13 protein-coding genes are annotated in these 11,422 nt (G+C 71.0%); 9 read left to right on the top strand and 4 right to left on the bottom strand.

Features of this window, described 5'->3' with window-relative positions; genetic code table 11:
- Positions 1-15: 15 nt before the first annotated feature.
- From BLV01_RS25205 to BLV01_RS05365, 3 genes are all read left to right on the top strand, one after another.
- Positions 16-198 carry a hypothetical protein gene (locus BLV01_RS25205; protein ID WP_139178515.1) on the top strand — a complete coding sequence of 61 codons (183 nt, stop codon included), beginning with the start codon at positions 16-18 and terminating at the stop codon, positions 196-198.
- A gap of 150 nt (positions 199-348) precedes the next feature.
- Positions 349-1,536 carry a glycoside hydrolase family 64 protein gene (locus BLV01_RS05370; protein ID WP_091794966.1) on the top strand — a complete coding sequence of 396 codons (1,188 nt, stop codon included), beginning with the start codon at positions 349-351 and terminating at the stop codon, positions 1,534-1,536.
- Positions 1,537-1,817: 281 nt separating this feature from the next.
- Positions 1,818-2,213: a DoxX family protein gene (locus BLV01_RS05365; RefSeq protein ID WP_091794962.1), complete on the top strand. Its 396-nt coding sequence runs from the start codon at positions 1,818-1,820 to the stop codon at positions 2,211-2,213.
- Positions 2,214-2,587: 374 nt separating this feature from the next.
- Here the strand turns inward: BLV01_RS05365 and dbpA are convergent, their stop codons facing one another.
- The 3 genes from dbpA to BLV01_RS05350 form a co-directional block, all read right to left on the bottom strand.
- Complete coding sequence (gene dbpA, locus BLV01_RS05360; protein ID WP_091794959.1) at positions 2,588-3,994, bottom strand: ATP-dependent RNA helicase DbpA; 1,407 nt, start codon at positions 3,992-3,994, stop codon at positions 2,588-2,590.
- A gap of 80 nt (positions 3,995-4,074) precedes the next feature.
- Positions 4,075-5,217: an XVIPCD domain-containing protein gene (locus tag BLV01_RS05355; RefSeq protein WP_139178513.1), complete on the bottom strand. Its 1,143-nt coding sequence runs from the start codon at positions 5,215-5,217 to the stop codon at positions 4,075-4,077.
- Entirely contained in the window at positions 5,214-5,783 is a 570-nt protein-coding gene (locus BLV01_RS05350) for a hypothetical protein (protein WP_139178511.1), read from the bottom strand. Before BLV01_RS05350 ends, BLV01_RS05355 begins: the two co-directional genes overlap by 4 nt.
- Before the next feature lie 296 nt (positions 5,784-6,079).
- Here BLV01_RS05350 and BLV01_RS05345 point away from each other — a divergent pair, with 296 nt between their 5' ends.
- The 5 genes from BLV01_RS05345 to BLV01_RS05325 all read left to right on the top strand — a co-directional run bounded on the left by BLV01_RS05345 (position 6,080) and on the right by BLV01_RS05325 (position 10,618).
- Positions 6,080-6,586: a GreA/GreB family elongation factor gene (locus BLV01_RS05345; RefSeq protein ID WP_091794950.1), complete on the top strand. Its 507-nt coding sequence runs from the start codon at positions 6,080-6,082 to the stop codon at positions 6,584-6,586.
- Positions 6,587-7,208: 622 nt separating this feature from the next.
- On the top strand, positions 7,209-8,216 hold the full coding sequence (locus BLV01_RS05340) for an acyl-CoA desaturase (RefSeq protein WP_139178509.1): 1,008 nt from the start codon (positions 7,209-7,211) through the stop codon (positions 8,214-8,216).
- Entirely contained in the window at positions 8,213-9,295 is a 1,083-nt protein-coding gene (locus BLV01_RS05335) for an SRPBCC family protein (RefSeq protein ID WP_091794947.1), read from the top strand. The genes BLV01_RS05340 and BLV01_RS05335 overlap by 4 nt, the downstream gene beginning before the upstream one ends.
- Before the next feature lie 111 nt (positions 9,296-9,406).
- A complete protein-coding gene (locus BLV01_RS05330) occupies positions 9,407-9,916 on the top strand; it encodes an RNA polymerase sigma factor (RefSeq protein WP_091795859.1) in 510 nt (169 codons plus the stop codon).
- Positions 9,917-9,943: 27 nt separating this feature from the next.
- Positions 9,944-10,618 carry a serine/threonine protein kinase gene (locus tag BLV01_RS05325; RefSeq protein ID WP_139178507.1) on the top strand — a complete coding sequence of 225 codons (675 nt, stop codon included), beginning with the start codon at positions 9,944-9,946 and terminating at the stop codon, positions 10,616-10,618.
- A 52-nt stretch (positions 10,619-10,670) separates the two neighbouring features.
- Here the strand turns inward: BLV01_RS05325 and BLV01_RS05320 are convergent, their stop codons facing one another.
- Positions 10,671-11,003, bottom strand: a complete 333-nt coding sequence (locus tag BLV01_RS05320; protein ID WP_091794941.1) for a metalloregulator ArsR/SmtB family transcription factor — start codon at positions 11,001-11,003, stop codon at positions 10,671-10,673.
- 139 nt (positions 11,004-11,142) lie between these two features.
- Here BLV01_RS05320 and BLV01_RS05315 point away from each other — a divergent pair, with 139 nt between their 5' ends.
- Positions 11,143-11,421, top strand: coding sequence for a GIY-YIG nuclease family protein (locus tag BLV01_RS05315; RefSeq protein ID WP_217633451.1), 279 nt, complete (start codon positions 11,143-11,145; stop codon positions 11,419-11,421).
- Position 11,422: the final 1 nt, after the last annotated feature.

The following is an 11,422-nucleotide window of genomic DNA, read 5'->3' as shown; positions in this document are numbered from 1 at the left end:
GCCACAGGGTCGCCGATGATCGCGCAACCGCGCGCCGCGCTGAACCCTCTTTTGGCGGAGGCCGCGCCGCGCGCCGGCCAAGCCGGCAGATGCGGTAAACCCGGCGGCGCGCATTCAGCTTCGACGGTAATCGCTTTCTTCCGCATCCGCGCCGGCGCGCGCGGCCCGGCATGGGCGATCTGCGGCGCCGATCACTGACAGCGCTGTCAACCACAGGACAAGGTGCGGCCCGTGGGCGCGCTTCCCGCGCCCGCGTCCGTCCACGCAAGCCACCGGCTTGGTCGTGCGCCGCGCTCCGCCGGCGCCTGCTCGCGCCGCCGCGCTTGCCCAGCCCAGGAGCCGCACCCGATGGTCACCCGCCGCACCTTCCTCGGCGCCAGCGCCGCCGCGCTCGCCGTCCCGCTGTTGCCGCGCGGCGCGCTCGCCGCCACCCCGGCGCGCTTCAACCTCGCCTTGCTCAACGCCTCCGGCCAGAACACGGCCTATGCCTACGTCACCGGCTTCGACAACGGCCGGCCGGTGTTCGTGCGCGCCGACGGCAGCGCCTACTACCCGCCCTCGCCGTCCGCGCCGGTGACGCCGCTGGGCGCCGACTGCGCGATCCCGCTCGGCGCCAACGGCAGCACCGTGCGCGTGGCGGTGCCGCGCATGTACGGCGCGCGCATCTACCTGGTCACCGGCAGCAAGCTGAACTTCTACGTCAACCCGGGCCCGGCGGTGGTGCATCCCAGCTTCCTCAACACCAGCGACACCAACTTCAACAAGAACTGGACCTTCGCCGAGTTCACCTTCAACGAGTACGAGCTGTTCTCCAACATCAGCTATGTCGACTTCGTCGCAGCGCCGTTGGGGCTGTCGCTGCGCTCGCTGTCGGGCCGGGTCGAAACCATTCCGGGCCTGCCGGCGGCCTCGCTGGACCCGATCTGCTATTCGCTGCAGCAGCAGGCCACGCAGGAAGGTTCGGCCTGGAACTCGCTGATCCAGCGCGGGCCGGACGGGCGCAACCTGCGCGCGATGAGCGCGCACTACCAGGCCGCACGCTTCCAGAACTACCTGACCGGCTATATCGACGCCTGCTGGAACAAGTACCGCGGCACCACCCTCACCGTCGACACCCAGTCCGGCTTCGGCGTGCTGACCGCACGCGTGGGCGGCGACAACCTGCTGCGCTTCAACAACGGCGAAGCCTTCGCCAAGCCCAGCACCGCCGACGTGCTCAGCTGCGACAGCGGCCCCTTCAGCCTCGGTGGCGCCAGCGAGGTGCGCAAGGCGATCATCCCGCGCCTGGCCGCGGCGTTGAACCGCACCACCCTGCTCGACAACCCCAACCAGCCCAACGGCGAAGTCGCCAGCCGCTTCTACCGCAACGCCCAGACCAACCACTACGCGCGGCTGGTGCACGAACGCCTGCCCGACAACCGCGGCTACGCCTTCCCCTACGACGACGTGACCGCCAGCGGCGGCCCCGACTTCAGCGGCGCGGCGCGCTCGGGCGATCCGGACACGCTGACGGTGACGCTGCGGGCGCTGCGCTGAGGCGGGATGGCCGCCGATTCGCGGCGGCCTGATGCAAAAGCCTCGGGGCTGAAAGCCTCTCCCACAACGGCGCCGGCAAGGCCCGGTTTTTGTGGGAGGGACTTCAGTCCCGTCGCTTTCCGCCCGGGTCGCCGCGATCTGGAACGAACGCGGCGGGACTGAAGTCCCTCCCACGGTCAAACGCCCGGCACGGGGCCGGGGCCCGAACTCGTTCGCGGCTTCACGGCGCCTGCGCCCGCCCGGCGCGATCCTGGCGGCCTCTTCCGCCGATGCGAGCCGCCATGGCCACCGAACGCTGGTCCGACCTGGGCAAACTGATCCTGCGCCTGAGCCTGGGCGCGCTGATCCTGCTGCACGGCATCGCCAAGCTGCGCGGCGGCACCGAGGGCATCGTCGGCATGGTCGAATCGCACGGCCTGCCCGGTTTCCTCGGCTACGGCGTGCTGCTGGGCGAAGTGCTCGGCCCGGCGCTGCTGATCCTGGGCTGGCACGCGCGCATCGGCGCGGTGCTGGTGGCCGGCAACATGCTGGTCGCGATCGCCCTGGTCCACCTGGGCCAGCTCGGCCAGCTCAACGAGCAAGGCGGCTGGGCGATCGAACTGCAGGCGATGTTCCTGGCCACGGCGGCCGCGGTGGCGTTGCTGGGACCGGGGAAATACTCGCTCAACGGCAAGTGACGCAACTTGTGGACTTCCAGCGACGACGCGCCCCGGGCTCGCCCTGTAGGAACGACGCGAGCCGCGACCGCACCACCGCAGGTCGCGCCGCAAGCGCAATGTCGCGGTCGCAGCTTGCGCAGCTCCTACAGCCGGACTTCCAGCCACAACGCGGTCTTGGGCTCGCCCTGTAGGAGCGACGCGAGTCGCGACCGCACCGCCGCAGGTCGCGCCGCAAGCGCAATGTCGCGGTCGCAGCTTGCGCAGCTCCTACAGTCGGACTTCCAGCCACAACGCGGTCTTGGGCTCGCCCTGCAGGAGCGACGCGAGTCGCGACCGCGCCAACCCGACTACGGCGCACGCCTCTGCGCGCCGGCGACGCCGCAGCAACCGGCCTACAACCGATTGACCCGGAACTTGCGCCCCTTGATCTTGCCCTCGCGCAGCCGCGCCAGCGCCGCGGCGGCCTGGCCGCGGGCGACGGCGACGTAGGAGCGCGTGGCGAATACGTTGATCTTGCCCACCGCCTCGGCCTTGAGCCCGGCTTCGCCGGTCAACGCGCCGAGGATGTCGCCGGGCCGCAGCTTGTCGGTCTTGCCGGCGTCGATGCGCAGCGTCGCCATCGGCGCGGTCGGGGCATTGCGGGCCTTGCCGCCCAGCGGCTGGGCGCTGCGCCATTGCAGCGGCGCGCCCATGCGCTGCGCGATCTGCTCGGCGCGGGCGGTTTCGCGCGGCCCGCACAGGCTCAGCGCGACGCCGCCGCGGCCGGCGCGGCCGGTGCGGCCGATGCGGTGCACGTAGACGTCCGGATCGGTCGGCAGGTCGTAGTTGACCACCGCGCCGAGGTCCTCCACGTCCAGCCCGCGCGCGGCGACGTCGCTGGCCACCAGCACGTTGCAGCTGCGGTTGGCGAAACGCACCAGCACCTCGTCGCGGTCGCGCTGTTCCATCTCGCCGTGCAGGGCCAGCGCGGTGAAGCCGTAGTGTTCGAGCGAGCCGACCACTTCCTCGGTGTCCTTGCGCATGTTGCAGAACACCACGCACGACTCGGGCCGGTACTCCAGCAGCAAGGCGCCCAGCAGCGGGGTCTTGCGCCCGGCCTCGGCCTCGTAGAAGTACTGGTCGATGCGCGGCGCCGAGGTCTCGCCCTCGACCGTGACCTCGACCGGATCGCGCAGCGCGTTGCGGCTCAGTTCGCGGATCGCATCGGGGAAGGTGGCCGAGAACAGCAGGCCCTGGCGGGTCTTGGGCGTCTTGCGCACGATCTCGCGCACCGCCTCTTCGAAGCCCATGTCGAACATGCGGTCGGCCTCGTCGAACACCAGCGTGCGCAGGCCGTCGAGCTTGAGCGCGCCGTGGCGCAGCAGTTCCTGCAGGCGTCCGGGCGTGCCCACGGCGATGTGCGGCGCGTGCTCCAGCGACGCCAGCTGCGGGCCCAGCGGCATGCCGCCGCACAGCACCGAGACCTTGAGGTTGGCGATGGCGAAGGCGAGCTTGCGCAGTTGTTGGCCGACCTGGTCGGCCAGTTCGCGGGTCGGGCACAGCACCAGCGCCTGGGTGCGGATCTGCGCCGGATCCAGCCGCTGCAGCAGGCCCAGGCCGAACGCGGCGGTCTTGCCGCTGCCGGTCGGGGCCTGGGCGATCACGTCGCGGCCGTCGAGGATCGGCGGCAGCGCGCGCGCCTGCACCGGGGTCATGGCGCTGTAGCCGAGCGCGGCCACGCCCTGCAGCAGGGCCGCAGCGAGCGGAAGGGTGTCGAACGCGGCCGGCGCGGCGGCGGCCGTAGGGGTTTGCGTTTCCATGCGACATGATCGCAGGTTCGGTGCGGATCGGGGCGGCGGGCGGGCCCGCTGCGGCCACGGGCCGGCTCGTGCCGGCGAGGTCAGGCCGGCAGTTTCGCGGCGCTCTTGCCGGGATCGTCCGACGCGCAAACGGCTGGCGGCTGCCCCGGCGGCGACCGCTCCGCGCGCGCGATCTCGCCGGCCCGCGCCTGCTCGCAACGCTCCGCGGCCGGGATCGCCAGGGCCTCGGCCAGCGGCATGTGCGCGCGGTTGGCATACGGGTCCGGGGACGCGTTGGCGCCGTGCCGCGACAGATGCAGCAAGGTGCCCGCGGCGAAATCGTCGCTGCGCCGGTTGAAGGCCAGGCGCAGTTCGTCCTGGGCAACGAATCCGCACCCCTTCGCCATGACCAGGGCGCTGGCGCTCAAACGCTCGCTTCGCTCGTCCCAGCCCTTGCCGGCCGCGCGGTCGAGCTCGCGCACCTGCGCGCGCAGGCGCTCGAGCAAGACGGCGTCCTGCGCGCCGAGAGGCGTGGCGTCGGTATCGCGGGGCGGCGGCGGCGGTTTCAGCGTCGGCTCGACGTACTGGACGTAGTCGCGCAAGTAAGCGTCGCGGTGGCTGATCGCGCCATTGCGATCCATGTCCTGCGGCGGCCTGGCCAAGGTGTAGGGCGCATCGGCGACCTTCGCCGCGATCCGCTCGACCGCCTCGGCGTCGCGCAATCGGCCGGCCTTCCACTCGCCGTACAGCGAACCCAGCTCGACCTCGTTCAAATAGCCGATGGAGCCGAACGGCTTGCCGCCCACGAATTCCGGCTGGCCTTCCAGTTCCTTGAAGATGGGAAACGCGTTGAAGATCGCCCGCGCCTCCAGGCCGGCGCGGTACTGCACGTATTCCTCGGCGCTGCGGCCATTAAACGGGACCGAGCCGGTGTTGTAGCGGTGGTGGCCGATCTCGTGGGCGAGGGTTGCGAACAGGTGGCGCTGGGGCCAGACGGGGGCGTCCTCCGCCCTCAACGGACCCCATTGCGACTCTTCAATGAAGATCGTCGGAGGCTCCTTCGCGGAGTAGTACGGAAGCCCTACGTTCGGCCGGTCCTCCACGATGCCGCCGTGCTTGAAGAATCCGGCAAAACCGGCGGCTGCGGTCGGCGATTCCAGTATCCACGCCTGGATACGTGCCGGCATTTCGACGAACTCGGGATGCGTCCGCAGATATACGGTATCGGCGGTCGCAGTAGTCACGGATTCGCCGTATCCGACGGCCGAATGTGGATACTGGTCAGGCACTGATATGTATCAGGCGTAGTGTTGAAATACACCCGGAACCCATTGCGTTCGGTGGCGTAGTTCTTGCCGTGATCGATCATGTGCGCATCGAGTTCGATGCTCTCGATTGCCCCCGGGAGCAAGGACGCCGCACGACTCGGCGGATAACACGGCCGCTCCTCGACACCGATATGGATCGCGCCGGTCAGGCCCCGGATGCTTGAAAAGTTGAGCGCGAACCCATCGACCAGCCTCACCGGTCCTTTACCGTAAAGCCCCTTCGTGCCGGACGGCTCCAACTCGAATGTCTGCGCGAGCCCGCTGCGGATCTTGGCGATCCCGGTCGGCCCCTGGACGGACCAACGCAGCAAATTCTCGACCGTGACCGCGCTTGCCGGGGCCGCTTCGCGACCGTCGCGACGGGGTCCGCTCGGCCCCGCTGTGCTGCAGGACGCAGCGATGCAGGCGGCGACCGCCAGCGCCGCGGATGCAAGCGTCCGTACAACCGTCGGCGCACAGCGGCCTCGATTCATCGGGTTCACCCTCCAACCTCCTGTTGTACGCGATGCAGCCTCGGCCAAGGTTAGGCACCCTGTTCGGGAATAGGAAATAACCAAAATCCGCAGTCACGGATGCGGCGCAAGAAAGCTGTCTTCGCAGTCACCGGACGACTCAAACCGGCGCGCAATGCCTGCCACGCGGGTCGTTGAATTCGGCCCAAAGGCTTCTGGCCGACGAACCGACAATCCCGGCAAACCCCTAATCACATCACACTCACCTTGAGACAACGTTCGCCGATCTAAAGTCGAGCAATGTCTGTCTTGCACGCCCCTTTCACATGAGCCGCGCCTTCGTCAGGGAAGGCGACGGCGAATCCGATCCCGGCGCGCTGCCGGAATTGCCGATCAGCGAACACCCCAACTACGTGACCCCGCGCGGGATGATGCTGCTGCGTTCGCGCCTGAACGACGCGATCAAACGCGTGCAGGCACTGGACGCGGCGGTCGCGGCCGAAGCGGTCGGCGCGCGCCTGGAACGCGCGCATATCCAGCGCGAAATGCGCTGGCTGCAGGCGCGCATCCTCGGCGCGATCACCATCGCGCCCGAACGCCAGCCGTCCGACCGGGTCGCCTTCGGCGCGCGCGTCGAGGTGGCCGACGACGCCGGCCACGAACATCGCTACCGCATCGTCGGCGAGGACGAGGCCGATCCCGAGCGTGGGTTGATCAGCTGGGTCTCGCCGCTGGCGCGCGCCCTGCACGGCGCGCGCGTGGGCGACAGCGTGGTGTGGAAACGGCCGGCCGGCGACGCCAACGTGGAAGTGCTGGCGATCGACTACGGCTGAGCGCGCGATGCGCGCGGCGTAGGTGCGGCGGCCACGAAGGCGCGTCCGCCTCGCGGCTGCCCCGGCGGCGACGCGAGTTCGCCAGTGCCGGCAGCAGTCGTTCGCCGAGCGGCGCCCGGGTCGGTTTCGGCGTTGCGCGACGCGGCAGCCTGCGGCCGCGATCGCCGCCGGCGCGCAGCCCCGCCGCCGCCCGCACGGTATTGCCGCCGGTGGCGCTCATCGCATACGAACGCCGTTCGCGACCGCCCGCGCGCAGTGGGCGCCGCCGCCTAGGGATGGCCGCATTCGGTATGCGTCGTCGAGTCGATACGCACCTGCGCGCTCATCGAGGCGCGCCGCCAGTCGCGCAGCGGCTGCGCGCAGTTGTTCGCGCCGGCGCCCCGGCCAGCCATGACCCGAGCCTACCCAGGCCGACCGCCCGTCGGCACGGGCTTGACGCCAGCGCCGGCCGCAACCAATCTTTTAGCAAATTAGTTAAATGCTGATACATTGACTCCCACCGGCATGCGCCGGCGCGGAGGCCGCGACGGCCCTGCAACGTGCGAAGGAGACGCCTGTGAATGCCCTGCCTGTGAACGCCCGCCCCGTCGTCGCGCCCGCCAACCGCGCATCCGCGCAGGCGATGCCAGCGACGCCCGCCCTGCCCGACGCGCTCCCGGCCAGCCTGGGCGCGCACCGCGTGCGCTCGCGGGCCAGGCCGGCCGACTCGGTGCGCAGCGTCAGCGACGGCCTGGTGGCGTGGGAGCCGGTGCGCTCGCTGTGGTTCACCGCCATGGCCGCCGGCGCCGTGGTCGGCGGCGCGCTGACCTTCAGCTGGGGCGCGTTCGCGCTGTTCGTCGTCTCCACCGCCGCGGTACTGCTGCTCGGCCATTCGCTGGGCATGCACCGCAAGCTGATCCACGACAGCTTCGAATGCCCGAAGTGGCTGGAATACCTGCTGGTCTATTGCGGCGTGCAGGTCGGCCTGGCCGGGCCGCTGGCGCTGGTGCGCACCCACGACCTGCGCGACTACGCCCAGCGCCTGCCGCACTGCCACGACTACCTCGCCCACCGCCGCGGCTTCCTGCGCGACGCCTGGTGGCAGTTGCACTGCGAACTGCGCCTGCGCGCGCCGCCGAAGATCGAGATCGAATCGCGCATCGCCGACGACCGCGTCTACCGCTTCCTGCAGCGCACCTGGATGTGGCAGCACCTGCCGTGGGCGCTGGGTTTCTACGCCCTCGGCGGCTGGGGCTGGGTCTTCTGGGGCGTGTGCGCACGGGTGACCGCGGGCGTGTTCGGCCACTGGCTGGTCGGCTACTTCGCCCACAACCACGGCGGCATGCACCACGAAGTGCGCGGCGCCGCGGTGCAGGGCCGCAACGTGCGCTTCGCCTCGCTGCTGACCATGGGCGAGTGCTGGCACAACAACCACCATGCCTTCCCGGGTTCGGCGCGGCTGGGGCTGTATCCGGGCGAATGGGACCCGGGCTGGTGGCTGCTGCGCGCGCTGGAACGCGTCGGGCTGGTGCGCGGGCTGCGCCTGCCCGAAGATCTGCCGCCGCGCGAGGAACTACAGTGTCTCGACGCCGCACCGCCGACCCGCGCCGAACATACGCGCGCCCCTGCGCAGACCTGGGTAAGCCAATGAACGAACACGATCCGCAGCGACCCGATCCTGACACCGCCGCGCCGGCCTCGCCCGAGCCGCCGCCGCTGCCGCCGCACGTCCCGGACCGCCCCGCCGACGCCAGCGCGAAGCGATGGTTGCGTGCTGTGCTGCTCGCACTGCTGCCGTTCCTCGGCGGCGCGCTGATCGGCATGGTCCTGCGCCTGATCTTCAACGGCGAAGCCGGCAGCACCTGGGCGCCGATGCTCACCGTCTTCATTCTGCTCGCGCCGGTCGCGATCGGCGCGGTCACCGTCTACCTCGCCGAGCGCCAGCGCGCGCGCCGTCTGCGCTACCACTTCTTCGCGCCGTGGCTCAGCGTCACCCTGTGCATGGCCGGGTCGATGTTGTTCATGCTCGAAGGCGCGATCTGCGTGGTGTTGATCTGGCCGCTGTTCGTCGTGTTCGGCTCGATCGGCGGCATGCTCATGGGCGCGCTGTGCCGCTGGGCCGGCTGGTCGAAGACGCCGACGGTCTACAGCCTGGCGTTCCTGCCGGTGCTGCTGACCTTGCTCGGCGTCGGCCACGACGAGCCGTGGCGGATCGAGCGGGTCGAGCGCAGCGTGCTGGTCCAGGCCGCGCCCGCGGCGGTATGGCGGCAACTGCTCGACGCCGACCATATCCGCGCCGCCGAGGTCGACCGCGCCTGGATGTACCGCATCGGCGTGCCCACGCCGCTGGCCGGGCTGACCCACGAGGACGCCGCCGGCCTCACCCGCGAGGTGCGCATGGGCAAGGGCATCCATTTCCGCCAGCGCTCGGCCGACTGGCAGCCGGGCCGTTACGTGCAGTGGCAGTACCAGTTCGCGCCGGATTCGATCCCGCGCGGCGCGCTGGACGACCACGTCGAGATCGGCGGCCGTTACTTCGACCTCACCGGCACCCGCTACACCCTGGTCCCGCGCGGCGCCGCCACCGAACTGCGCATCCGCATGGACTACCGGGTCAGCACCGGCTTCAACTGGTACGCCGCACCGCTGGCGCGCTGGCTGATCGGCGACTTCAGCGACACCATCCTGGCGTTCTACCGCCACCGCGCCGAGGCCGCCGCGGCGAGCTGAGCCGGCCCGGAGTCGTGCGTCCGTCGCCGCCGGTGTGATGATTCGCCCCGGGGCGCGAATCACCCGGGCATGGACATCCAACGGACCCAGGCGATGGCAGGAGCGGACGGCATGCGCGGGGAAGCCACGGCGGCGCGGCAGCGCCGCTTCGAGGCGCTGCTGGCCGCGCACCGCGGCATCGTCTACAAGGTCGCCGCCGGCTACGCCCGCGGCGAGGACGAGCGCGCCGACCTCGCCCAGGAGATCGCCGCCCAACTGTGGCGCGCGTTCCCCGGCTACGACCCGCAGCGCAGCTTTTCCACCTGGATGTACCGCATCGCCCTCAACGTGGCGATCTCGCACCTGCGCGAGCGCAGCCGCCGCCACGACACCCTGGCGCTGGACGAAGACCTGCACGCGCTGCCCGCCGACGACGGCGACACGCCGGAAACCGCGCAGCGCCTGCGCCTGCTGCAGCGCCTGATCGCGCAGCAGCCGCCGCTGGACCGCGCCTTGCTGCTGCTCTACCTGGAAGACCGCGGCCATCGCGAGATCGCCGAAGTCCTGGGCCTGAGCGAAAGCAACGTCGCCACCAAGATCGGCCGGCTCAAGCAGCGCCTGCGCGCCGCGCTGGCCGACTGACGCCCCTACCCACCGCGGAACCGAACCATGAGCGCAGCGACGATGGAACTCGACGAACTCAAGCAAGCCTGGCAGGCGCTGGGCGACAAGCTCGACCGCCAGCACCGGATGGAACGGCTGCGCCTGCGCGAAGAGCGCGGCCGGCGCCTGCGCAGCGGGCTGCGTCCGCTGGTGTGGGGACAGGCGCTGCAGATGGCCGCCGGCGTGCTGCTGACGATCTGGGGCGCGGCGTTCTGGAGCGCGCACGCGCACAGCGCGCACCTGCTCGCGTTCGGCCTGGCGCTGCATCTGTACGGCATCGCCCTGGTGGTGTGCGGCGCGTGGGTGCAGTCCTGCGTCGCCGGCATCGACTACGCCGCGCCGGTGTTGGCCCTGCAGCGGCGGCTGGCGGCGCTGCGCCGGGCCTACGTGCGCGGCGGCCTCGCGGTCGGGCTGGCCTGGTGGCTGCTGTGGATGCCGGCGTTGGCGGCGATCCTGATGAGCCTGTTCGGCGTCGACCTGTACCGCAACGCGCCGTCGATGTTCGTCTACGGCGGCGCGGTCGGGGTGGCCGGGCTGCTGGCCAGCGCGTGGTTCCTGCGCTGGTCGCGCAACCCGGCCCGGCCGCGCCTGCGCCGGGCGGTGGACGACAGCGTCGCCGGCGCCAGCGTGCGCCGCGCCGAGGCGGTGCTGGAGGAGATCGAGCGCTTCGAGCGGGAGTGAAGTCGGGCGCGGCCTGGGCCGATGCGGGCGCGCATGCGCCGCACGCCGCGGCTCAAGCCGCCGGCTTGCCGCCCGCGGTCTTGCGCGCCGCGCGCCGGCTTTCGCGCTTGAGCGGGCCGCCGACCGGGCAGATCTCGAACGCGAACTGGGTCAGCGTATTGACCAGGTGGTCCGGCACCAGCTTGTAGACCACGAACTGGCCGCGCCGCTCGCTGCTGATCAGGCCGGCGTTGACCAACACCGACAGATGCCGCGACACCGCCGGCGCGCTCATGTCGAAACGCGCGGCGATGTCGCCGGCGCTGAGCTCGCGTTCGGACAGGAACGCCAGGATCTGCCGGCGCGGCGCCGAGGCCAGGGCTTCGAAGATCTTGTCCTGCGACATGGCGGCGGCACCGGGCGCGCCGGGCGGCGCGGAGAGGCCAGTATAGCCTTGATTACTTAACTAAATCCCTAAATGGGCGCGGACGCGCCGCACCGGGCAGCTGGAGAAAGCGGCTTTCGCCCGCCGCTCGCCTTACCCTATGCCGATGCCCTGGTACGTCTACCTCATCGAATGCACCGACGGCAGCCTCTACACCGGCATCGCCATCGACGTGGAGCGCCGCTACGCCCAGCACGCCGCCGGCAAGGGCGCGCGCTATACCCGCGCGCATCCGCCGGCGCGGCTGCTGGCGCGCTTCGAGCATCCCGACCGCGGCGCCGCGCTGCGCGCCGAGTACGCGATCAAGCAGCTCACCCCGACGGCCAAGCGCGCGTTGTGCGCGCAGGCGCAGCCTGCGGCCGAGGCCGCCACGGGCTGAG

It is taken from the genome of Lysobacter sp. yr284, from assembly GCF_900107375.1.
GTDB lineage: Bacteria > Pseudomonadota > Gammaproteobacteria > Xanthomonadales > Xanthomonadaceae > Lysobacter.
The sequence above is the reverse complement of the archived record's forward strand: the minus strand, read 5'-3'. Positions and strand labels throughout refer to the sequence as shown.

What these genes read in the sequence shown, in the direction of transcription:
- BLV01_RS05315 (WP_217633451.1), top strand. Translation starts at nt 11,143, where the DNA reads ATGCCGATGCCCTGGTACGTCTACCTCATCGAATGCACCGACGGCAGC.
- BLV01_RS05325 (WP_139178507.1), top strand. Translation starts at nt 9,944, where the DNA reads ATGAGCGCAGCGACGATGGAACTCGACGAACTCAAGCAAGCCTGGCAG.
- dbpA (WP_091794959.1), bottom strand. Translation starts at nt 3,994, where the DNA reads ATGGAAACGCAAACCCCTACGGCCGCCGCCGCGCCGGCCGCGTTCGAC.
- BLV01_RS05340 (WP_139178509.1), top strand. Translation starts at nt 7,209, where the DNA reads ATGCCAGCGACGCCCGCCCTGCCCGACGCGCTCCCGGCCAGCCTGGGC.
- BLV01_RS05335 (WP_091794947.1), top strand. Translation starts at nt 8,213, where the DNA reads ATGAACGAACACGATCCGCAGCGACCCGATCCTGACACCGCCGCGCCG.
- BLV01_RS25205 (WP_139178515.1), top strand. Translation starts at nt 16, where the DNA reads ATGATCGCGCAACCGCGCGCCGCGCTGAACCCTCTTTTGGCGGAGGCC.
- BLV01_RS05365 (WP_091794962.1), top strand. Translation starts at nt 1,818, where the DNA reads ATGGCCACCGAACGCTGGTCCGACCTGGGCAAACTGATCCTGCGCCTG.
- BLV01_RS05345 (WP_091794950.1), top strand. Translation starts at nt 6,080, where the DNA reads ATGAGCCGCGCCTTCGTCAGGGAAGGCGACGGCGAATCCGATCCCGGC.
- BLV01_RS05320 (WP_091794941.1), bottom strand. Translation starts at nt 11,003, where the DNA reads ATGTCGCAGGACAAGATCTTCGAAGCCCTGGCCTCGGCGCCGCGCCGG.
- BLV01_RS05330 (WP_091795859.1), top strand. Translation starts at nt 9,407, where the DNA reads ATGCGCGGGGAAGCCACGGCGGCGCGGCAGCGCCGCTTCGAGGCGCTG.
- BLV01_RS05370 (WP_091794966.1), top strand. Translation starts at nt 349, where the DNA reads ATGGTCACCCGCCGCACCTTCCTCGGCGCCAGCGCCGCCGCGCTCGCC.